The sequence below is a fragment of the Pseudomonas sp. FBCC-B545 genome (assembly GCF_059134095.1).
The window spans coordinates 1,571,665-1,592,637 of record NZ_CP101441.1 but is presented as its reverse complement, the minus strand read 5'-3'; the positions used below and the strand labels follow the sequence as shown (position 1 = coordinate 1,592,637).

The 20,973-nt window shown below is 58.4% G+C and carries 20 protein-coding genes and 1 pseudogene; 9 read left to right on the top strand and 12 right to left on the bottom strand.

The annotated features are described in order from the left end of the window. Positions 1 to 97: 97 nt before the first annotated feature. Positions 98 to 577, bottom strand: a complete 480-nt coding sequence (locus tag NMB39_RS07415; protein ID WP_043050118.1) for a GNAT family N-acetyltransferase — start codon at positions 575 to 577, stop codon at positions 98 to 100. A 188-nt stretch (positions 578 to 765) separates the two neighbouring features. On the opposite strand from NMB39_RS07415, the gene NMB39_RS07410 reads away from it, so the two are divergent. Genes NMB39_RS07410 through NMB39_RS07395 form a run of 4 tightly spaced genes read left to right on the top strand, consistent with a single transcriptional unit; the run spans position 766 to position 3,142 of the window. After that, on the top strand, positions 766 to 2,052 hold the full coding sequence (locus NMB39_RS07410) for an MFS transporter (RefSeq protein ID WP_494339458.1): 1,287 nt from the start codon (positions 766 to 768) through the stop codon (positions 2,050 to 2,052). After that, positions 2,049 to 2,393: a hypothetical protein gene (locus NMB39_RS07405; protein ID WP_367236393.1), complete on the top strand. Its 345-nt coding sequence runs from the start codon at positions 2,049 to 2,051 to the stop codon at positions 2,391 to 2,393. Before NMB39_RS07410 ends, NMB39_RS07405 begins: the two co-directional genes overlap by 4 nt. Before the next feature lie 51 nt (positions 2,394 to 2,444). Beyond that, positions 2,445 to 2,711 (top strand): hypothetical protein, encoded by a 267-nt coding sequence (locus NMB39_RS07400; protein ID WP_057014650.1) that lies wholly within the window; start codon positions 2,445 to 2,447, stop codon positions 2,709 to 2,711. Between the two features lie 50 nt (positions 2,712 to 2,761). After that, on the top strand, positions 2,762 to 3,142 hold the full coding sequence (locus NMB39_RS07395; protein ID WP_043050076.1) for a Rho termination factor N-terminal domain-containing protein: 381 nt from the start codon (positions 2,762 to 2,764) through the stop codon (positions 3,140 to 3,142). A 47-nt stretch (positions 3,143 to 3,189) separates the two neighbouring features. Here NMB39_RS07395 and NMB39_RS07390 read toward each other — a convergent pair whose 3' ends face one another. The 11 genes and pseudogenes from NMB39_RS07390 to NMB39_RS07340 all read right to left on the bottom strand — a co-directional run. Continuing rightward, the gene (locus NMB39_RS07390) at positions 3,190 to 4,113 is read right to left on the bottom strand and encodes a PfkB family carbohydrate kinase (protein ID WP_057025537.1); all 924 of its coding nucleotides are present in this window, start codon (positions 4,111 to 4,113) and stop codon (positions 3,190 to 3,192) included. Continuing rightward, positions 4,106 to 5,572, bottom strand: coding sequence for a purine-cytosine permease family protein (locus tag NMB39_RS07385; RefSeq protein ID WP_494339459.1), 1,467 nt, complete (start codon positions 5,570 to 5,572; stop codon positions 4,106 to 4,108). The genes NMB39_RS07390 and NMB39_RS07385 overlap by 8 nt, the downstream gene beginning before the upstream one ends. 88 nt (positions 5,573 to 5,660) lie before the next feature. Beyond that, complete coding sequence (locus NMB39_RS07380; protein ID WP_494339460.1) at positions 5,661 to 6,662, bottom strand: ADP-ribosylglycohydrolase family protein; 1,002 nt, start codon at positions 6,660 to 6,662, stop codon at positions 5,661 to 5,663. Continuing rightward, on the bottom strand, positions 6,659 to 7,372 hold the full coding sequence (locus tag NMB39_RS07375) for a GntR family transcriptional regulator (protein WP_057025534.1): 714 nt from the start codon (positions 7,370 to 7,372) through the stop codon (positions 6,659 to 6,661). The genes NMB39_RS07380 and NMB39_RS07375 overlap by 4 nt, the downstream gene beginning before the upstream one ends. A 70-nt stretch (positions 7,373 to 7,442) precedes the next feature. Continuing rightward, positions 7,443 to 8,003 carry a DUF1285 domain-containing protein gene (locus NMB39_RS07370; RefSeq protein ID WP_057025533.1) on the bottom strand — a complete coding sequence of 187 codons (561 nt, stop codon included), beginning with the start codon at positions 8,001 to 8,003 and terminating at the stop codon, positions 7,443 to 7,445. Positions 8,004 to 8,019: 16 nt separating this feature from the next. Further along, positions 8,020 to 8,625: a DUF4823 domain-containing protein gene (locus NMB39_RS07365; protein WP_046069142.1), complete on the bottom strand. Its 606-nt coding sequence runs from the start codon at positions 8,623 to 8,625 to the stop codon at positions 8,020 to 8,022. 136 nt (positions 8,626 to 8,761) lie between these two features. After that, positions 8,762 to 9,730, bottom strand: coding sequence for a GTP 3',8-cyclase MoaA (locus NMB39_RS07360; protein ID WP_494339461.1), 969 nt, complete (start codon positions 9,728 to 9,730; stop codon positions 8,762 to 8,764). 126 nt (positions 9,731 to 9,856) lie between these two features. Continuing rightward, complete coding sequence (locus NMB39_RS07355) at positions 9,857 to 10,522, bottom strand: TetR/AcrR family transcriptional regulator (RefSeq protein WP_057025531.1); 666 nt, start codon at positions 10,520 to 10,522, stop codon at positions 9,857 to 9,859. A gap of 444 nt (positions 10,523 to 10,966) precedes the next feature. After that, positions 10,967 to 11,755 (bottom strand): TatD family hydrolase, encoded by a 789-nt coding sequence (locus NMB39_RS07350; RefSeq protein ID WP_124379136.1) that lies wholly within the window; start codon positions 11,753 to 11,755, stop codon positions 10,967 to 10,969. A gap of 64 nt (positions 11,756 to 11,819) precedes the next feature. Then, positions 11,820 to 12,809 (bottom strand): DNA polymerase III subunit delta', encoded by a 990-nt coding sequence (locus NMB39_RS07345; RefSeq protein ID WP_057025529.1) that lies wholly within the window; start codon positions 12,807 to 12,809, stop codon positions 11,820 to 11,822. Beyond that, positions 12,802 to 13,158 (bottom strand): annotated as a pseudogene (locus NMB39_RS07340) (dTMP kinase); the annotation flags it as partial. The gene NMB39_RS07345 and the pseudogene NMB39_RS07340, both read right to left, overlap by 8 nt. Before the next feature lie 97 nt (positions 13,159 to 13,255). Here NMB39_RS07340 and NMB39_RS07335 point away from each other — a divergent pair. From NMB39_RS07335 to NMB39_RS07315, 5 genes are read left to right on the top strand one after another with little or no spacing between them, the layout of a single operon-like run. After that, positions 13,256 to 14,122 carry a deoxynucleotide monophosphate kinase family protein gene (locus tag NMB39_RS07335; RefSeq protein ID WP_308813386.1) on the top strand — a complete coding sequence of 289 codons (867 nt, stop codon included), beginning with the start codon at positions 13,256 to 13,258 and terminating at the stop codon, positions 14,120 to 14,122. Then, complete coding sequence (locus NMB39_RS07330) at positions 14,122 to 16,299, top strand: hypothetical protein (protein WP_494339462.1); 2,178 nt, start codon at positions 14,122 to 14,124, stop codon at positions 16,297 to 16,299. The genes NMB39_RS07335 and NMB39_RS07330 overlap by 1 nt, the downstream gene beginning before the upstream one ends. Next, entirely contained in the window at positions 16,292 to 18,526 is a 2,235-nt protein-coding gene (locus tag NMB39_RS07325; protein WP_494339463.1) for a tyrosine-type recombinase/integrase, read from the top strand. The genes NMB39_RS07330 and NMB39_RS07325 overlap by 8 nt, the downstream gene beginning before the upstream one ends. Continuing rightward, complete coding sequence (locus NMB39_RS07320; protein WP_494339464.1) at positions 18,519 to 19,592, top strand: hypothetical protein; 1,074 nt, start codon at positions 18,519 to 18,521, stop codon at positions 19,590 to 19,592. Before NMB39_RS07325 ends, NMB39_RS07320 begins: the two co-directional genes overlap by 8 nt. 2 nt (positions 19,593 to 19,594) lie before the next feature. Then, on the top strand, positions 19,595 to 20,968 hold the full coding sequence (locus NMB39_RS07315) for a site-specific integrase (protein WP_494339465.1): 1,374 nt from the start codon (positions 19,595 to 19,597) through the stop codon (positions 20,966 to 20,968). Positions 20,969 to 20,973 lie beyond the last annotated feature (5 nt).

The window sequence follows — 20,973 nt, the reverse complement described above, 5'->3', positions numbered from 1 at the left end:
AACCTAGAGCTTGAAATATCTCAATATATAAATTTCAATCCCATATTGTGAGTAATCGCAAAAAAAACCGGCCATTCATAGCCGGTTCCGAAGACCGTCAGCCTTGGGCAAAATCCCTCAGCGCATCACCTTCCATGCGATAGCGCACCCACTCTTCCTGCGGCTGGGCGCCGATGGACTTATAGAAGGCGATCGCCGGCTCATTCCAGTCCAGCACGCTCCATTCAAAGCGACCGCAACCGTTGTCACAGGCGATCTTGGCCAAGTGGCGCAGCAACTTCTTGCCTGCCCCGCCGCCACGTTGTTCCGGGTTGATATAAAGGTCTTCCAGGTACAGGCAGTTACTGCCCAGCCAGGTGGAATAGCTGAAAAAGAACACCGCAAAACCAATCGGCAGGCCGTCGCGCAGACACATCAGGCCATGGGCCGTGGCACCTTCGCTGAACAGGCTGCGTTCGATATCCACCACGCTGGCGATCACCTCATGCCGGGCTTTCTCGTACTCGGCCAGCTCGGTGATAAAGGTCAGGATCTGCGCAGCATCGCTGGGCACGGCGGGGCGAATCTCGATGGTCATGGGCAAGCCTTGGGTAAATTCAGAGCCCACATACTAAGGCGGTTCAGTGACCGATTGCAGCGCAATTTCATACCCAGGAGCATGTTTTACTCCGCTGCACCGGGATGCCAGCACCGGCAAACACAGAACAATCCCGCGGGATACCCATGGTAAACAGTTGGCATAAATCCAACGATCAGGTCCTGCTCATGCACGCCACGTCTCCAGTAGGCGCAAAGACGTTCGCGCTGTTCTGCCTCGCCAGTTTCCTGCTGTCGCTCTCCTATGGCTCAACCTTTTTGCTGTCGCTGCTGATTCATTCACGCGGCGGCAATGAGCACGACGCTGGCAGTGTGATTGCCACGGCAATGCTCAGCACTTTTGTGGCGGTGCTTCTTTCCGGGCATTTGGCGGATGCGCTGGGCGCGGCGCGAGCGATTGCGAGCGCCGGCGTATTGCTGGTGTTGGCCTGCCTGGGGTTCGCCCTGGCGCCTGGGTTTGGTCAGGGCTTGATGCTGTTCGGGCTGTCTCTGGGTCTGGGCTGGGGCGTGTTCTATACCCTGGGCCCGATCATCGTGACGCTGCTGGTAGAACCCTGCCAGCGTGCCAGGTATTTCGCCCTGCTGTCGGGCAGTATGTTGAGCGGAATCGGCTCCGGCCCTTTACTAGGGCGCGCCGCCATTGCGCTGGACCTGCCCCTGACGACTGCGTTCTATATCGCCGGTCTGGCCAGCCTTGCCGGCGTGGTGATGTTCTGGCGCATGGGCGCCCTGCTCAAGGGGCATGCGAATGTGCCTGCGTCGAGGATCTCCTGGTTCGCTAGCCGCCGCGTACTGTCGTCCAAAGCGGCGTTCGCCATCCTGATGGTCGGCCTGGGTGGTTGCGTGTTTGGTGGGCTTTCATCGTTCCAGACCAGCTACGCCGCTGCCCATGGGCTGGACTACTCACTGTTCTTTGCGGGTTTCCTGACAGCAGCGATCACCAGCCGTCTGCTGATCGCCGGTTTTGTGGTCAAGCGCGATGCCTACCAGGCTGCCTGCTTGTTGTCCGGGATAATGCTCGGTGCGATCGCGCTGTTTGCATTTGGTGTGAGCGGCAACCTCAGCTATTTGCTGGCCGCCGCTATTTTGGGGATTGGGTATGGCCTGACGTATTCGGTGATCAATGGGCTGGTGGCCAATGAGGCACCCAGTGGCACTACGCCCCAGGCGTTATTGCTGTTCAGCATGGCGTACTTTGTCGGCGTCTTCGGGTTTCCTTGGCTCGCGGGCAAGATCATTGTCGATTACGGGCTTTGGGCAATGATGCTGAGCGTACTGTTTATCGCCGCACTCAATTGGGCGATCGCCACAGTGCGCTTGATAGCGCGCAGCGTTTGGGCACATAAAACGGATACAGGCCTATTGATACCGTTCGTCGACATCAAGGCACGATCACCGAATGAGGGGGGACCAATACAGGGTAAGGACATTAATCATATGGAGACACCCTCATGAAAAATTCCAAATTGTCTGCCCTCGCCCTCGCCGGCCTGTTGTCCGCCGCATCCCTGGGCGCGTTTGCCGCCGCATCATCTACCGGCAAGACTGATCCAGTCGGTAGCCCGCCTAGCCCCGCCACCCAGGAATCCCAGGATTCAATGGGCACCGGCCTTGATACCAACGGTGGCGCGATCATCGACAACGGCGCGGACCCACGCACCAAGGGCAACGACACCCAGCGCCAGGCACCGGCTGCCGTCGGCAACGGCAAGATGGGCCCTGGCACCAATGAGCCGAAGATCAACAAAGGGGATGACTCAAACGTCCCGGGTGCACCGAAACAACCCGCGCCTTGAGACACCCGTAGCACGACCGACACCCGACCATTTCCCAGTGAAGAGGTACACATGAACGTCGATAGAAACCTTGAAAAAGAAGTCCTCACCCGTCTGCTGCATGCCCATCCGCAAGGCTTGGGCAAGGAGGTGCTGGACAATTACCGCGGTGAAAAGGAGGTCGCCAGTGTCTTGGCGTTCCTGCAGGACCGCGGATTGATCAAGGATGGGCATGTGACCACCGATGACGCCGGTGAATACTCGTTGAACCTGCCGATCAAGCTGACTGCCTCGGGTGTGGATGAGGCGCGCAAGCTGGACGGTGCAGTCCCTCAGTAATCCATTTCTGGTCTGGCCCCGGGTTACAGGGGCCAGAAGGAGTTTTAGCGATGCCTCGTGGAAGCAAAGCCAAATACACCACCGAACAGAAACGCAAGGCCGCTCATATCGAAGACAGTTATGAGCACAAGGGATTATCCAAGGAAGAAGCCGAAGCCCGTGCCTGGGCCACGGTCAACAAGCAGTCTGGCGGCGGTGAAAAAGCCGGTGGTTCGGGCCGGCGCAAGGCCCCGGCGAAGAAGGCCGAGGATCGGCATGAGTCGTCCAAACGTGCAGCGGCCAGCCGTGAAGGACACCCGCGCAGCAGCCGGGCCTCGCTGGGTACGCAAACCAAGGAAAGTCTGATGAAAGAAGCGCGGGCCAAGAATATCCCCGGGCGGTCGACCATGCGTAAAGATGAGTTGATCCAAGCGCTGAAAAAAGCAGGCTAAATATCGATCCCAATGTGGGAGGGGGCTTGCCCCTCCCACATTGGGGTTTATTTTTGCCTGGAAACTAATGCATCAACTTCGGCTGCGCCTGGACAGGTAGCCGGCCCCCAACGCGTCACGGCCAACGCCGCCGCCGCATTCGCCCGGCGTGCTGCTTCAACCGGCTTCAACCCCGCCGCCAAGCCAGCAATAAACACCCCTGCGTGCGCATCCCCCGCACCATTGCTGTCCACCGCCTGCACCTTGAAACCGGGCACATGTTCAATCTCACCCCTGCGCCCTACCCAGCAGCCATTCGGCCCATCGCGTACTACGAGCATCGTTTGTGCAGGCAGGTATCGATTCAGTTCTGGCAACGCGGCGGCGATATCCGTCGCCCCGGTAAACGCCAGAGCTTCCGGGCCATTGCTGGTCCAGATATCAATACGCGGCAGCAACCCACGCATCAACGCTGAATCCGGCGCCTTGACCAGCGGCCCCGGGTCGAACACCACAACGATCTCTCGCGGCAATGCCAACAGCCAGTCGATCAACGGCTGTGCCTTGCCTTCAAGGAGCAAGCTGTAACCACTGACGTACACATAGTCATCGGCATGCGGCACGACCCGGGCCAGGTCCCCGGCACTCAGCTCGCCCTCGGCGCCGATATGGGAAATGAATGTGCGCTCGGTGCTGGCTTCGGTCAGGGACACACACAGGCCGGTGTCTTTGTCGCTGCTGGCCGCCAAGGCCATCTCAATGCCCTCGGCCTGCATTGCCGCACGCGCCAAGTCGCCGAAGCGCCCGTTGCCGTGGCGGCCCAGATAAACCACCGGCAAGCCATTGCGCCTCGCGGCAGCCATCACGTTAAAGCCACCGCCGGCTTGGAAACTGGCGGACTTCGCCAGCACGTCGCCGCCAGTCGCCGGCAGCGTATCAAGGGCCATGACCAGGTCGACGATGACCTGGCCGGTGTGCAGCAATCTAGACATTGGGACGCTCGACCAAAGCCGGACGACGATCAGCCGCGCCACCCAGTACCGCATAAATTCCGCCCGCCACCAGGAACGTGACGATCCAGCCCAGGCCGTTATGGCCAAGCCAGGAGTCGGACAACGGCCCGGCAAACCAGGTGTTGTCGGCGGTGGTGCCGATGGTGGTGAAGCTGAACCCCAGCACTATGGCCACGACCCAGGCGCCAAACGCCCGCCATTCCACGCCGCCGCGATACCAGTAGGCGCTGCTTGGGCTGACGTCCAGCAGGTCCTTGGGGCTGTAGTAGTGACGATGAATCAGGTCGACCACGAAAATCCCGACCCACGCAGTGATCGGCACCGCCAGCAGCGAAATGAAGGTAATGAACGGGCCATAGAAGCTGTCGGCGATCAGCATGAAGTAGATGGAACCTGCGAAGATCGCCACGATATCGACGATCACCGCATGCACGCGCTTGACCTTCAAGCCCAGGGTCAGGGTGGTGAGACCGGCCGAATACACCGATAGGTTATTTGACAGCAACAGCCCGCCGAACGCAGTGATCAGGTACGGCACGGCCATCCAGGTCGGCAGCATGTCGCGGATCGCGATGATCGGGTCGGTGGCCGACGCCAGGTCATTGTTACCCACCGACAGCAGGCCGCCAAGAGTGATCAGCAGCACCAGCGGAATACCCGCGCCAAACGCGGCGGACGCCACCAGGCGCACGGCCTTGACGCTGCGGTGCTGGTAGCGCGACATGTCGGCACCGGCGTTGGCCCAACCGATCCCCGTACCCGCGGCCATGGTGCCGACACCGATGATCATTGCGCTCAGCGGCGCTGGGGTGGCGTTGAACACCGCGCTCCAGTCGATGGTGGCACAGAGGAATCCACCCACCAGGATGTTCAAGCCGCCGAATACGTAGGTGGCCCACTTCTGGATCACCAGCAAGGTGGCATGGCCGAGACCGGAAACGGCCAGGGTCAGTAGCACGAAGATAGCGATAAAGACCAGGGTCAACAGCGGCGCGCTTTTCGCCGCCACTGGCGAACCGAACAGGATCGAACACAACGACAACAGCACAAACGCGGCGGTGGTGGTGTTGACGGTTTCCCAGCCCAGGCGCGACATCAGCGAGACCAGGGTCGGGCCGATATTGCCGCGTACACCGAAGATGGCGCGGGACAGGGTCAGGCTGGGCGCGCGACCTCGGCGACCGGCGATGGAAATAATCCCCACCACCGCAAAGGAGCCGGCGGCGCCAAGGATCGCAACGATGATCGCCTGCCAGATGGCCAGGCCACGAAACGCCACGAGGGTCGCGCCCAGCGGCAAACCGAGGATGCTGATATTGGCGGCGAACCATACCCAGAACAGCTGCAGCGGGTGGCCGTTGCATTCGCTTTCAGGGACCGGCTCGATACCGCGTGTTTCCAATTGCCCGGCACCCTGGCCGGAAGAGGTGCTGCTCATGAGGGGGTGCTCCTGATGCCTGTATTATTGTGGTTGTGGCAGATGTGCAATGTGCAGCGGTATCCCGGTCTTCTTTGACTTGTGCTGCTCAACGCAATTTGAGCAGTTCTTGAACCAGCGGCCACAACTCAAGGCCATTGACCTGCTTGACCTGCTCGATCAGCGCCTCGGGCCAGCATTGCATGCCCAGGCACGCCCCCAGCATGGCGCCGAGGATCGCGGCGATGGTGTCGGTGTCGCCTCCCAGGCTGGCAGCCAGGCACAGGGCCTCGAAGGCATTCATCTCGCCCGACGCCACTTGCTGCGCGAGGGCGAACGACACCACCACCGACTCCTGGGAGGCGACCGACGTGCCGATCAATTCATAGAGCAGGTCCGCAAACAGCGCTGTATCACCACTGCCAACGCTCAGGGTGCGCGCCCAGCTGATGCGCGTGGAAATGCGCCCCCCGGCGATCCAATGGCCGTGGTTTTCGGCCCGCTGTGCAATCTGGGTGCCGATGTTCAGGGCTTCGCCCAGGTCGGCGCCGTTGATGCCGGCCGAGACCACCGCCGCCACGGCTGCGGCGCTGGAAATGCCCAGGCTGGTGTTATGGGTGACCTGGCAAGCCTGGATCACGGCCTGGATAAATGGCTGCGGATCGCTGACATCGGCGGCGATGCCCACTGGCGTGATACGCATGGCCGCGCCATTGGTGGTGCCGTAGCGCCCCGACTCTTCCGGGGTGTGGCCGGCCAGGATCATGTCGATGGCACGTTTGGTCGACGGCCCGAGCAAGTCCTGGGAACCCTTGGCGCGCATCACGGCCTCCCAATCGATCAGGCGCTGAGCCAGCACCGTGGGTTCGATCCGGCCATGGCCTTGCACCAGCAACTCGGCGACCAGGATGGCTTGCTCGGTGTCATCGGTAATGGAGCCGGCAGGCATGTTCGGGGCGATGGGCTGGTCGGCGCCCGCATCTTCCAGGGCGGTGATGGCTCCGAAACGCTGTCGAACCTGCTCCCGGCTTAACGACTGGGTGGGCATGCCCAAGGCATCGCCCAGGGCCAAACCGTAGAAGGCACCGAGTGCGCGATGTTCTGCTGTCATTTCGACGCTCCGAATTGCAGGTGCAGGCGAAAGTGCACAGGGTCGAGCAGGCTTTCGACATGCTCCATGAAACGCTCGCGACGGTCATAGGTGGTGCGCGAGGCTTTGAGAAAGACCGTGCCGATCGGCCGCCCGAGCCGTTCGGCGTCTTCGTCGCTGAGGGGCTCGGCACCGATCCATTGGTCGCCATCGGCGCCCACATAGCCGTAGGCCGCCAGGGTGATGGTCAAGGAATTGTCGATCAGGCCGATGCGCGGCAGGCTTTCCAGGTCGCCGACAGCGGGCATCAGCGAGCGTTCCAGAGATACCGGGGTCCCGTCGGCAGCGCGGCGCAGGCGGTCAAGGGCGATGAATTGGTCGGTGCCGAAACGGCTGAACAGGTCCGCACGGGTCACGGCCTCGAAGCGCAGGATCTCAGTGGACACCTGCGCCCCCGTATCCGCCAGGGCCTGAGCCCAACCGCTACGCTGGTCCAGCACCATGCCGTCAAAGGTGACGATGGAGCCAACACCGCTTTGGGTCGCAATGTAGTGACGACGTTTAAGCTCGGCCAGCGCTTCGCGCAACGTGCCACGGCTGACCGCAAACTCCTCGGCCAGTTGGTGCTCGCCCGGCAGCAGGAAACCGTCGGCCATCACTCCACCCTCGATTCGGCGGATGAGTTCGTCGACGACGCGTTTTTTCTTATCAAATCGGACATGTCTAATCATGTACAAATTGATAACCGAAAGCGCCCATTCCCGGCAAGGGAATTATTTCAGAACAAAGACAAAATCGTCTTCAAGGTTCCAGGCCAATGGGGAAAAACACCCCGCCGCTCCATACGCCAAGCCAGTTCTGACCGTTGATCGGACGGCTCACCGCCAGCTCCACCAATTGATAGAAGGCATTGCGGTGCACCAGGGCTTCGAGATTGGCGCGCACCCGCAGATAGGGCGCAGGTTCCTGGGTGTCGGGGTCGATCACCACCCGCAACGGGTGTTCAAGGCCGGCCTCGATCTGCTCATCGACGTTGGTGGTAAAGCGCAGTAATTGACTTTCGCCCTGCCCTTGCACGTCCAGGGTGACGGCGACAAACGGCGCGTCATCGACGGTTATCCCGACTTTTTCCACCGGGGTGACCAGAAAATAGTCATCGCCATCGCGACGGATGATGTTGGAAAACAACTTGACCATCGGCTTGCGCCCGATGGGCGTGCCTTGGTAGAACCAAGTGCCGTCGCGGGCGATGCGCATGTCGATATCGCCGCAGAAATCCGGGTTCCACAGGTGCACCGGCGCCGGTCCCTTGCCCTTCGGCAGTTGGGCCAATAGATCATTGGCCTTGGCGGAATCGGTCATGGGGTTCTCCTCAGGTCTACTGATTGCTCATGCCCAGCAAGCCTCGGGCGTATTGCGCCAGGGGACGGGCAATCAGATCTTGTGGTGATGTGTCGTGGAACGTCAGTAAACCGCCACGACTGCGAATACGGGCAGTATCGATCAAATACTGGGTGCTGGTCTCGATCAACATGACTTGGATCACGCCGCTGTCCAGCCCCAGGCGGTCCAGGGCTTGCTGGTCAGTCCATTCGTCGGCATTGCCGATACGGTCATCGGCTGCCGCAAAACGGCAATACAGCAAGTAGTGGGCACCCGCCTCGCGGGCTTCGGCCATGGCCTGCTCTAGACCTTCCGGTTGGCGCGCGCGACGCACCATCGGGAAATATTCGACAAAGCCGTTGAACGCCTCCTCGGCTACCACGTTAGGCCGCGGATACGCGCTACCCGGCGGTACGAAGGCGCCCTGGGCGATAAACACAAAGGAGTCCGGCTGTATGCGCACTGAGGCAGTACGCCGGGTATCGCTGTGGTCGAGCAACCCGGCGTCGCTCATCTGATAGCGGGTGCCTTCGGCCATATCGCTGACGGTCATGCAACCGCCCAGGGCCAACAACGCCAGCAGCAAAACCAGACTACGCATCCTAATCCTCCAGAAGCCGGTGACGGAAAACCGGCGAATGGGGGTGAGATGCAGAATCCGCGCCATTGAGCAGCGCCCCCAATCAAATGTGGGAGCGAGCCCCCACATTCATTTGTGTGAACTCGGAAGATCTACATTAGCCGCCGATGATCTTCATGACCGTCGCGCCGCCAGAAAACGCTACTTCCTGTTTGTCGCCCAGGGCCTTCATCAGCAAGCCCTGCAGGGCCGGCAATGCCTGGTGGCGCGGCTGATCGAGCAAGTCACCGACGTAGTGGCGATTGCTCGATGAAAGGCACCCATGCAGCCATCCCGTGGAGGATAAGCGCAGCCGCGAACAGGTGCGGCAGAACGGCACGCTTTCGTTGGCGATCACGCCGAAGAAGCCCTTGCCCGGCACTTCGTAGCGCACTGCAGTGGCGTCGACGGGCGCATTGGCTTGCAAATATTCGTGGTGTTCGCCGATCAGGCTGAGCAGCTGCTGCAAGCTGACGAACTGTTGCAGGAACGCGTTGGAGTCCTTGGCCAGGTGGCCCATGCGCATCAGTTCGATAAAGCGCAGCTCGTAGCCGCGCTCCAGGCAGTAATCGAGCAGCGGCATCACCTGGTCCAGGTTCTGGCCGCGCAACGGCACCATGTTGACCTTGATCTTGATCCCGGCAGCGCTGGCCTGGTCCATGCCGTCGAGCACGGTGGCCAGGTCGCCGCCACGGGCGATGCTGCGGAAGGCATCGGCATCCAGGGTATCGAGGGAAACATTGATGCGTCGAATGCCGGCGGTCACCAGCAACGGCAACTTGCGCGCCAACAGTTGGCCGTTGGTGGTCAGGCTGATGTCGCTGAGGCCCATCTGCCCTACCGCGCCCATGAAAGCTTCCAACTTGGGGCTGACCAGCGGTTCACCGCCGGTAATGCGCAAGCGCTCGATACCGGCTGCTTCGATCAGGTAAGCCACGCTCCGGGCCATGGCCTGGGCCGAAAGTTCGTCTTGGGCAGCCACCAGCCGCTTGCCATTTGGCACGCAATAGGTACACGCGTAATTGCAGGCTGAGGTCAGGCTGATTCGCAAATTGCGAAAACGCCTGCCTTGACGATCAACGATCATGGATCACTCCGGCAGAGGATAATTCGGGCGCACTAAAAGCTGACTTATAAATCAGCTTTTAGCAAGGTCCTTGCCTGAGTATATTCCTGGGGTACTGCGCCTGGCAGTAAATCATTGGCGAATGACTTACGTAGCCGGGGTTTCACCACTCTTTTCAGCGCCTGGCAGTTCAGAGCTGTGCTTGCGCTTGTTGCCCATGCGCACACCGATGTCCATCAGGAACTGGAAGAAGCCTTCCTGATCTTCCAGCACATTGCTCCAGAACGGCGAGTGGTACAACGCCACGGCGCCATGCACCAAAGCCCAGGCGGCGCAGTAGTGGAAATACGGCGGTACGTCTTCGAGCTTGCCTTCACTGATACGGCCCTTGATCAGCAGCGTCAGGCGTTCGAAGTTCGAGGCGCGAATCTTGTGGAGCTCCTCGACCATTTCCGGCACCTGGTGACCTTTGACCACCTTCTCTTCCAGGCGGTCGAACAGGCGGTAGCGTTGCGGGTCACGCATGCGGAACTCGAAGTAAGCGCGGGACAGGGCTTCCTTGTCTTTGTCGACGTCGGCCGAGTGCAGCAACTCGTTCAAGTCACGCTCGTAATCGAGCATAAGGCGCAGATAGATCTCGGCCTTGGACTTGAAGTGCTTGTAGATTGTGCCTTTGCCGATACCCACGGCATCCGCAATCATCTCGACGGTGACACTGTCTTCGCCCTGGTCGAGGAATAACTTGAGTGCAGTGTCGAGAATTTCCTGCTCACGGCGGCGAAACTCACGGACCTTACGGGGTTCTTTGTGCATGAGGAAAAGGTCTGCAAAGGTCGGAATAGGGAGGGTTGCGCAGGGCCACAGATACGTGGCGATACGATTTACCCGATGCGAGGGATTATCCCGACTGAACGGTCGTTGGGCAATGTCTATGTGAACCCGCCAGGCACATAACTTTCAATGCGCCAACGATCCTGCCTCTATCAGTCAGAAATAATACGTATCACCTGAACCTGCCCACCTGAGCAATGAGAACTCAAGAGAAGCGGGCGTATTCCAAATCTGTTTAAAAAACGATCAGATCCGACTGGACTGAATGAGATAGTGATCAATACTTCAACTGTCGGCGCGACATCTCCCCCAAGTGACGCGTCGACCTGGGTACCGACGGACTGTGTGCCCTTGTTTTACTCCTAATGGTCTTAGCCCGGATTCCCCCCCCAGAACCCGGGTTTTTTTTGCCTGGAATTCGAGCGTTTATCCAACTGCTACATGGGCCAGCGGAAACAGGCGCTTGAAGTTCTCGGTCGTCTGCTCGGCAAAATGCTCGTAGGACTCGCCGCGCAGCATTGCCAGGTAATCGGCCACGTCACGCACGTATTCCGGCAGGTTCGGCTTGCCGCGATGGGGGATAGGCGCCAGGTAGGGCGAGTCGGTTTCCACCAGCAGGCGGTCGGCCGGCACTTGGCGGGCTACGTCACGCAGCGCGTCGGCATTGCGGAAGGTGACGATACCCGACAGGGAAATATAGAATCCCAGGTCCAGGGCAGCTTTGGCCATGTCCCAGTCCTCAGTAAAGCAGTGCAGTACACCGGCCTGTGGCAGTGCGGCTTCACGCAAAAGCGTCAAGGTATCGGCCCGGGCGCCACGGGTGTGGACGATCACCGGCTTGCCGGTCTGTTGGGCAGCTTGCAGGTGCAGGCGGAACGAAGCCTGCTGTAACTCGGCGGCTTCGGGTTCGTAGTGGTAGTCCAGGCCGGTCTCACCGATGGCTACCACCCGTGGGTGGTTGAGTTCGCCCAATAGCCAATCGAGGGCCGGGGCTTCGCCGGGCTTGAGGTCCAGCGGGTGGATACCCACCGAGCAATCCACGTCCGTGTAGCGCTCAGCCAGGGCCTTGACGTCGGCGGCGTTCTCAGCGCTGACACCGATACATAGGAAGTGGCCTACCCCACGCTGGCGGGCAGCTTCAAGGGCGGCGTCGAGGGAACCGCCGTGCTGGGCAAGGTCGAGACGATCAAGGTGGCAATGGGAATCTACGAGCATAGGGAGTCAGGGCTTTAAGTCACGAAAAGAGTCTGGCCAACGATACACCCGTCGGCCACGGAAATTAACGCCGCCCGAGCAGGCCGACCCACTGCACCAGCAGCGCTTCGAGCAACAGCACGCGGTTGAGGTTGGCCTTGCCGAGTACCTTCTGGCGCTGGGCAAGAATCCAGTCCTGGATGTTCAGCACTTTGTCCTGGGCACTTTTCTGCGCCAGGTATTGCAGGACCTTGCGCATATCCGCCAGGCCCAGGCCGTTTTCATCCTGGGTCAACTGGTAGCGCAAGATCAGGCTGGACCAGTCGCAGAACCAGTCGAACAACAGCAACAGGGGGATATCCTTCCAGGCGCCTTCGGCCAGTTGCGTGGCAGACAGCTCCTGCTTGAGCAGCTTCTTCACGCCATCCACGACCAACGCCCGCTGCTCACGCACGCCCTGGGCTTGCAGCTTGACTGCCGCCAAGGGCGAACCGGCCGCCAGGGTCAGTAATTCGACGCGTTCCTCTGCGGTGCACTCCGGCAATGCCTGCGCCAACCATTGCAAGCTCATGGCCTCGCTCGGCAATGGGCATGCCTGCTGCACGCAGCGGCTGCGAATAGTCGGTAGCAAACGGCTGGACTGATGGCTTACCAGCAACAGCACGGTATCGCCGGAGGGTTCTTCGAGGCTTTTGAGCAAGGCGTTGGCGGCGTTGATGTTCATCGCCTCGACCGGCTCGATCAACACCACTTTGCGCCCGCCCATCTGCGCGGTCTGCACCACGAAGCTGACCAGGTCACGCACCTGGTCGACCTTGATCGCCTTGTCCGCTTCCTCGGGTTCCAGCACATAGTTGTCCGGGTGACTGCCGGCCTTGAGCAGCAGGCAGGATTTGCACTCACCGCACGCCTGCAGATCGACCGGGCGCTGGCACAACAGGCTGGCCATCAGGCGCTCGGCGAGGTGGCGTTTACCGATGCCCACCGGCCCATGCAGCAAATAGGCATGGGCGTGCTGGGCACGCCCGGCCAGTTGCTGCCAAAGGCTGTCCTGCCATGGGTAGGACTCAGCCACGGGTGCGCTCCAACAGTGTCGGCAACAGTGCGTCGATGGCCTGTTGCACCCGGGCCAGCGGCTGGGCGGCGTCCAGCAGGTGATAACGCGCAGGCTCAGCCTTGGCACGCTGCAGGAAAGCGCTGCGCACAGCTTCGAAAAATGCCTGCCCTTCCAACTCGAAACGATCCAGGCGCCCCCGGGCACTGGCGCGAGCCATGCCCACTTCCACCGGCAGGTCGAACAGCAGGGTCAGATCGGGGCGCAAATCCCCCTGCACGAAGGTTTCCAGGGTAGCGATGCGTTCCAGGCACAAGCCTCGGCCACCGCCCTGATAGGCGTAGGTGGAATCTTGTTTTCGGTTTTTCAAAAACGTCAACATCAGAAAATTATAACCCTTTTAACAAAAAGGTAAACGTGCTCAAATCCCCGAATCATAAGGCTTGAGCCGAAAACAGGAGTCCACCGTGAGAACCATTATCGGCCTAGCCGCCTTAGCCAGATCTGGCAAAGACACCGTAGCTTCGATGCTTCTGAGCATCCCGGGGGTAGCCGCCTTTGCTCTGGCTGACCCACTCAAAATGGGATGCCAAGCGTTGTTCGGCCTGACAGACGCAGAGGCGTGGCAGGACGACATTAAGGAAGAAACCATCGAGCTCTGGGGCCGTTCGCCTCGCGAGTTCTTTCAAACGGTGGGTACTGAATGGATGCGCCATCATAACGCAGACCATTGGCTAATGAGAGCTGCAAGGGAGATCAATCCCCCAGAGCGCCCAAAACCCCCTGCAACACCCGCAAATCTCAGCGTCCCGGACGCTCCGTTCCTGCTGGCAGCTCAGGCGATTTTCGATTTCAGCGACGACCAGATCTGGAACTCAGGTTCCTACACGACTCTCGACAGCTACTGGGGCCTCTCCCCTGCCGATGCCGTAGCGCTGCTTAAACGTCACGCTTACGACCTGTACCCGGACTTTGATGCCCTGCGCAGCCACCGCCCTGTCAGCAAACCGACCCCGCGCGGACAGATCCCGGCTAACGCGAGAACAATCATCTTCAAGGACATCCGCTTTGAGAACGAAGCTGCGTTTCTCCGGGCGCATAACGGAGAGATCTGGCACATCACCAGACCGAATCTGCAGAAGATCAATGCCCACTCCTCAGAGCTCGGGGTCGCCCAGGCACCTGGTGATGTGCATCTAATCAACGATGGCACCCTGGAAGACCTCAAGGCCCGTGTAGCGGAGGCCTGGCAATCCCACGTCCAGCGCCAGTCGCCCACAAAAAACAACACAGAGGCCAACTCAGAAACCGGCACCACCGGAGGCCGCAACTGATGTCTGCCTTCGACCACAGCATTACCGAAGTAGTGACCTCCACTGGCCGGAAGGTGGCGTGCTCATACCTGAGCAACCCGAACTACAATCCGACCAGCAACGTCTGCGCATGCCTCCATTGGTTGTTCCTTCTTTATTGCCCTGCCAGAAACCACGCACGAGCTTACCTGCTACGCGATGCCATCGGCCTCTTTGTGGACTTCGCGCACCTTCACAACTCGAACAACCCTGAACCTCTGCACATCAAGATGTACACGGACATCAACGCAGAGATCTTCAACCGCTACATCGAGTACGTCTATGACCTAGGCGACACGCCCGCTAAGCCGGAAATCTTCAAATCAGCAGTCAAACTCGTAGCGGAAGAAACCGGAAAGCTTCCGCTGCTGACGCTGCCGATCGTGCCCCTGCCGCCCAAGACGGGCAAGAACCCGCCTTTGTCCGCCGAGGGCCTCAATTCCTTGGAGGAGGCACTGACTGCGCACGTCAACGTCCTCTGGGACAAGTTGTTATTCCGCGAAGAGGTGAAGAGCGCTCAGCTGTATACCGCCGAGGAGATCAACAACCAACTCACGCCAGTTCGGACTCGTGTCAGAATGCTGCAGTCCTATCACCATCAGCAGATGAATAACGGCAAGCCAAGGAGACAGGTGTGGCTGAAGCGGCTCGCTGAATGCACGGATCCAGAGCTGCGCCAGCTTGCGAATACTCCAGACACGGCGATGCAAGAACTCAAGGCGATCTACCAGCAACAAGTGCATAGCCTTCCCGAGTTTGACACTAGCGAAGACCCACTCGCTGGCGTCCCCATGAGCGTCTGGCAGCCTGACTATCACCGCGTAATCAAGACCTTCCTAGCCCATGGCTATCCGTTCGAAATGTCCTTGGATTACCTCTACAACGAGCTGCGCAGAGTGAACCTGCTCTCGATTGAGGCGGGGTGTCAGGATGTTATCAAGATCCTTCTGCACCGGTTCAGCTCAGCGAACCGTGATGCCAAGCTGCCGATGGTCGACGAAGTGCTTGGCTTCTACTACCCGACAGTTGTCGACATGACCGCCATCCTGCTCTTCATGATGTTCCAATCGGGGTGGAACAAAGAGACAGCCCTCTCGCTGGATAAGGACAATTTCGAGCACCTCCTGACCGGCACCATTGATGAAGCAGTGAAGGTCGTCTTCGCGGAGAAGACGCGTTCACAGGGGAATGACAAGCCTTACTTCTCAGCTAAACGCATTGAAATCCCCACAAGTGGCGATGATCCTTACTCGTTCTACAACCTGATCCGGCTGGCCAAACACTTGGCTGCTCCCTTGTCCCCCTACCCGATCGATCAGATCCCAGTGGACATGACGGAAGACCAGATGAATCCGCTGTTCCTCTGCTTGCGCCTGCGAGAGGACTGGAGCCGGGGTGGCCGCCTGACCTCAATCGCTCATCCCAAGACGTTCCGCGTCTGTGTGCAACATTTCCTTCAGCAGTACGAAGTCGTGGAGAACGGCAAGAGACTGACGAGCGCCAGTGAATTGACTCGACGCCTGCGCCCCACCTGGCTGCTTTATAAGAAGCGGGACAACCCCATTGCCCTGCTATCCATGACTATGGGCCATGAAAGTCGGGACACGACGGATATGTTCTATGACAACTCTGCAGTCGCTCACCAGGAACGCCTGCAGCGCTTGCGTAGTGAGCTGGAAGCCATCATCGAGCTGCTGCGAGCCCGCAGATTCAAAGGGATGCTCAGCAAGCATGCCCAAGCGCTGGCCGCAGCCATGTGGAAGGTTTTCCATATCCCGGGTCAGCTCAAGGCGATGTGGGGCTGCGCGGATCAAACCAAGCCGAATTGGGTCGGCTCCGAGATCATTGCCACGACCGGCAAGAAGTGCTGGAAGATCAAGGAGTGCATTTTCTGCTCTCAACTTCGGATTTTCCAGGACTCCCTGCCGTACCTGATGGAGCGTGATGCGCACCTGAGCGAGCTGCTGGAATCTGGCGCCGGCGGATTCTCTTCTCGGTTTGTGAAAGAGCAAGAAGCTATCAGGTTCATCCTCGACGAATGGGGTGACTACGACGAGATCAAGCAAGCCGCTCGCTACCGCCGTAACAATGGCCCGCTGCTCCCGCGCGACCTCGATCTGTTGGAAATCATCTTTGAAAGTGAAGTGCACAATGCCTAATAAAAATCTGACCTCCTTCTCGATTCAGTCTGACGGCACCCTGATCGAAGACGAGCAAAGCCAGCCAGCGACCACTGCCGAGGTCAGCCAGGAACGCGCTCAACCAGAAGCAAAAGCAGAAGCCAAAGCCAAAGCCAAAAAACCTGGGCAGCCGAAGCAAGCACGCGACAAATCCGGCCACGACACCGATGCAGCCGAAGACACCGAGGCCGCCCAAAATATTATCGATGCAGACGCTCAAGCGATCCTGGATGACATCGATGAAGACTACTCGGAGGCCCTTCTGGAGGAGCTTGACGCACTTCAAGAGGAGCTGACGTCCAAGGCGTCACAGCCATCGATGTCATTGGCCAACAAGATCGCCCAGATGGGCGAGGACTTCCCGGTTAGCAACGGTGTTCGCTACGGGGATACCATGTGGTCATTGCCCCACGGGCCTCACGCGCATCCGAACAACATCCGGTTTGATCGCGAACTCCCGGGCTCTAATGACCTCAAACGCGCGCTGACGTATCACACAGTCCCAGCGTTTTCACCGTTTAGTTACATCCGCTCGAACACCACGACTAAGGCCTTTGGCAACGAGTACGCGATCGTCGAGCAGTACATCTTCGAAGACAACGGCCTCACTGCCGAGCCTCAGCATATTGCCCTGATCTCGATGCCGATGATCAACCAGGCGTTTGAGCGTGCCAAAGCCAGCACGGCGAAGCATCACTATTTCGCGCTTTTCAAGCATCTGCGCTTCTGGGCCAGGTTATCCGAACAGAAGCTGCTCCCAGAAGCGCTTCGGCTGGATGTTTCATCAGAGTACATCGACATCCCAGAGCGCCGAAAGGAAGTGGTACAGAATCGCTTCAACGGCGCAATCGAAAGCTGGATCGCGTATTCGGAAGAGGATCTGGAGATTCTCATGGAATACGCCTTCTTCTGGCTTGAACGCGTCATGCCGAAGGCGGAGGCGCTCAAAGATTATTTAGTGGAAAGCAAGTTTGCGTTCCTCAAAGACCTAGTGGTTACTCGACGGGAGCGTCTGCCGGAGCTGGAATCTCTGTGCTACATCGAAGTCGATGGAAAAACAGTGATGTCGCCCAAGGTGCACGAACATTACAAGGACGACCTGCCGCACCTTACCTATAGCTGGGTGACTGGCTACGGCAAGGTTCTGGATGGCATTCGCAACTCGATCTTCATCCTCGTCGCTCTGGTGACCGGTGCGCGCAAGGGTGAATTGGCAGCGATGCATTTCTCTCATGTTACGACAGATCATAACGGCGACTACTGGCTGAAAATCACTCGCTGGAAGACCGCTGCCAGTCCGAAGCACGGTGAAGAGGACATCCTTCCCCTACCCCGTTTTGTCGGAGACATGATCCGCAAGTATGAGCAGTTGCGATCGATTCCTCCATTTGTGAAGGAAGGCTGGTTGTTTCAGCCTATGCGCTCAACCAAGGTCGTTAACAGGGCCACCCCCTCTCAGATCACTTCGGTGATTGAGCAGCTCAAAAATGCGTTACCCATCGAGCGTCTGCATTGCCACAGGTTCAGAAAGACAATTGCTGAGATCCTAATCAACCGGGATGAACGCAACATCGACATCATCCGTGCGTTGTTCGGGCACAAAAGCTATGCGATGACGCTTCGGTACATTGCCCGAAATCCACTCATGGTGCGCAGCGTCGCCCTGGCGATTGAGCAGAACTACGCCCGGGAATTTCACGACATCGTTGCCGGCCTACGGCTTGGCCATTCAGGGGCCGCTGCGCAGCGTATCTACAAGCAAATCCTCAAGCGTCCAGATGAGTTTGCAGGCCAGCAGTTCAAAGTGACTATCGTCTCGTATGTCAGCCACCTGCTGAAGGCTGGCGAGCCTCTCTTCATCCGCCGTACCGCCTTGGGCACGTATTGCCTCTCCGGAGAGCGCTTCACCCCGTCGAACCTGCCCCCTTGCCTGGAAGGCAGACAGTTCGACGAGGGCTTGATCATGCCAGACCCTGGCAACTGCAAGCTGGAATGCAAAAAGATCGTCATGCTGGGCTCAGCGAAGCAAGCCCTGACTGACAACATCCAGTTCTACGAGGCGGTACTTGATAACGCTCGTGGGAAACTCGTACCCAAAGTGGAGTCCGAGCTGCTGCGTCGTATTGCGACGAGCGAAGGTCACCTGAATAACCTCATCAGCACCGGACATTCAGCGTCGACGCACATCGAGGTGCGCCATGTCTAAGGTCAAGCAGGTTCATAACGACGCCGATATCCCAGTACAAGCAGTACCAGAGGACTGTAGCGCAGACGCTCTGTTGGCACAGGCTGCTGCTCAAGCCGACCGCCGCCAGGTCATCAAGGACATCATCGTCTCGCATTACACGTCCGGAGCTATCCACAAACTCAAGCTGAAGGATGTAGCTAAGCGCGCTGGCATTACGCGTCAAGCTTTGGATCGCTACTACTCCGAGTTCAAGCCGTATATCGCTGGCAAGAAGGATGTGACTGAGCTTGTGGATGGCACGGCGGCCAAGGCGAAGGTGGAAACCCAGGCCACCATCAATGCCACTGACGCGAAATGGAAGGCACGTCTTGATCAGGTTCTTGTGGAGCGAGACAAGGAGATTGCCAAGGCCATCAACAGCCATGTCAGTACGCTGATGAACGACGACATCGCCATGTTCGAAAGCAATCAGTTGCGTAAGTCTTTGGAGAAACAAACCCTGCACGCGGTCGAGCTCACGAAGAAAAACGCCCTACTGGAGCTCAAGCTTGCTACATCCTTCCAGCGGGAAGCACCGCTGGAGAGCGCATCGAGCCGGGACAAGATCATCTACGATGTCGACATCGAGCAGCTGTGCATCCATTACCAACGCACGAAGAGCCTGGATGATTTCGAGGATGCGAAGGAGGCAGAGCTCATAGCCATCAGGGAAAAATTTGCTCGGTTCACATCCATGCCCGATGTCCATGTGGTGCTGTTTGCAGACAGGTACGTTTCCAGGTTCAACAAGTTCGCCGAGCGGTATACAACCTTGCCGGACGAGACCTGCCTGATCATCCGCCTGCCCTTATTCTCCCGAGCGGAGATCAACAACTTCATCAAGCACATACCTTCCACCTTCAAGAAATCGCTGCATGTCCCCTACATGCCGCTGGACACTGAGCGTAAAGCGCAAAGAGTGTTCATTTATCAGCGCAACGCTTTGCCCGAGCAGGAGATCCGGGCTGCCGATAGTGCTGACACACCCAGCATGACCTGGGGCTTAGACGAAATCGTCTCTTTCAAAGTACAGGTAGGAGACTGATCGTGAGTGATAAAACAAATCCGACTAAAGCTTCTGCTGGCCTGCGTATCACGACACAGCAGGTCACCTACAACAGCCTGGAGCTGGGAATGCAGGTCACCCACTGTGTTCTCATCGCCCATCAGAAGAATAAACAGGTTCTTTTGAGCCACCCTAACCTGTTCCTGTACAAGCATACTCGTTCGTCGACGGCGTCATCAACACGCCATGCCACCCTTATTTCCATGTTCTACCGGTTTCTGTCGACACAACCGAAAATGAAGAACGTGGATCTGGGTTATTACCATGCTTTGGCGGACAACAAAGACATCTGCCGATGGCAGGTACAACGGCAGCTTGAGCGGCTCAAAAGGAATTCCCCGAAGCCGTCGTCAGAGACCATCTTCGAAGACGCGAAAGTACTGCTGATTTTCTTCAGGTGGCTGAACGAACATGGTTATGTGACTAACGTCAATGTGCAGACCAGAACCTGGCGGGCGAATTTCCGCAGTGGGCGCATGCTCAGCTACATCGATCGGATTGGTACGTCGAGGATCAGCGCGAAAAACATCCGGGTCTTGGATAAACAAAGTCGGCAGAAAAAGTATGATTTTTTGATCACTGACGATGAAATCAAGCTGCTCCTACAATCGTATTCAGATCCTGTGTATGCGTCGATTTTTCTTCTCGCGTTAGGTACCGCGATGCGGCCTATGGACTTGGTCAGGTTCCCGTATCTGGGCAATGCCGCGAACAAGCACATCATGCCGTATTCGAATATGAAGAAGGGAGATGTGACCACGCAGTACACGGTTTACAACAGCAAGGGAGGCAAGGATCGTGAGATCACCATACACATGGATGATCTTAAAGCTCTCGAAGAGAACTACATCATTCCCCACTATGGCATTCGTAGACAGCTTTACAAAAAGCGATTCAAACATGACTGTCCGCCCGATGTATTGTTTCTGACCTCCCGGGGGATACCGGTCGACGTCGACCGGATTTCGTCTCGAACGCACGATGCGAAGAACGACGCGGCGAAGATCGACAGCAATTTCAGGTCTCACATCAATTTCTACCAGAGCAGGCACTGGTGGCCAACTCAGTACCTCATAGCCTTCTTCGGCGACCGATTGATGACGGAGAATCTGGAGGTGCTCTACCTGGCTGCGGCCCAAGCGCTAACCAGCCAGATGGGGCATGAAGATGTCGCCACTACGTACAAATTCTACGTGAGCATGGCCCGCGTCCTCATGTTCGCTCACAAAGGCCACGCGCTGGATCTGATCCGGGCGCCTGAACATTCTGTATCCAGCTTCATAAAAAATCTGCGCCCGATTGACCGGAACAAGTTGGTTGAGGATGGAGCCGAGCAAGGAGGCAGGGCTGCGTAAACAGG

Coding starts and splice junctions, on each gene's coding strand:
- NMB39_RS07415 (WP_043050118.1), bottom strand. CDS start 577: ATGACCATCGAGATTCGCCCCGCCGTGCCCAGCGATGCTGCGCAGATC.
- NMB39_RS07410 (WP_494339458.1), top strand. CDS start 766: ATGCACGCCACGTCTCCAGTAGGCGCAAAGACGTTCGCGCTGTTCTGC.
- NMB39_RS07405 (WP_367236393.1), top strand. CDS start 2,049: ATGAAAAATTCCAAATTGTCTGCCCTCGCCCTCGCCGGCCTGTTGTCC.
- NMB39_RS07400 (WP_057014650.1), top strand. CDS start 2,445: ATGAACGTCGATAGAAACCTTGAAAAAGAAGTCCTCACCCGTCTGCTG.
- NMB39_RS07395 (WP_043050076.1), top strand. CDS start 2,762: ATGCCTCGTGGAAGCAAAGCCAAATACACCACCGAACAGAAACGCAAG.
- NMB39_RS07390 (WP_057025537.1), bottom strand. CDS start 4,113: ATGTCTAGATTGCTGCACACCGGCCAGGTCATCGTCGACCTGGTCATG.
- NMB39_RS07385 (WP_494339459.1), bottom strand. CDS start 5,572: ATGAGCAGCACCTCTTCCGGCCAGGGTGCCGGGCAATTGGAAACACGC.
- NMB39_RS07380 (WP_494339460.1), bottom strand. CDS start 6,662: ATGACAGCAGAACATCGCGCACTCGGTGCCTTCTACGGTTTGGCCCTG.
- NMB39_RS07375 (WP_057025534.1), bottom strand. CDS start 7,372: ATGATTAGACATGTCCGATTTGATAAGAAAAAACGCGTCGTCGACGAA.
- NMB39_RS07370 (WP_057025533.1), bottom strand. CDS start 8,003: ATGACCGATTCCGCCAAGGCCAATGATCTATTGGCCCAACTGCCGAAG.
- NMB39_RS07365 (WP_046069142.1), bottom strand. CDS start 8,625: ATGCGTAGTCTGGTTTTGCTGCTGGCGTTGTTGGCCCTGGGCGGTTGC.
- NMB39_RS07360 (WP_494339461.1), bottom strand. CDS start 9,730: ATGATCGTTGATCGTCAAGGCAGGCGTTTTCGCAATTTGCGAATCAGC.
- NMB39_RS07355 (WP_057025531.1), bottom strand. CDS start 10,522: ATGCACAAAGAACCCCGTAAGGTCCGTGAGTTTCGCCGCCGTGAGCAG.
- NMB39_RS07350 (WP_124379136.1), bottom strand. CDS start 11,755: ATGCTCGTAGATTCCCATTGCCACCTTGATCGTCTCGACCTTGCCCAG.
- NMB39_RS07330 (WP_494339462.1), top strand. CDS start 14,122: ATGTCTGCCTTCGACCACAGCATTACCGAAGTAGTGACCTCCACTGGC.
- NMB39_RS07325 (WP_494339463.1), top strand. CDS start 16,292: ATGCCTAATAAAAATCTGACCTCCTTCTCGATTCAGTCTGACGGCACC.
- NMB39_RS07320 (WP_494339464.1), top strand. CDS start 18,519: ATGTCTAAGGTCAAGCAGGTTCATAACGACGCCGATATCCCAGTACAA.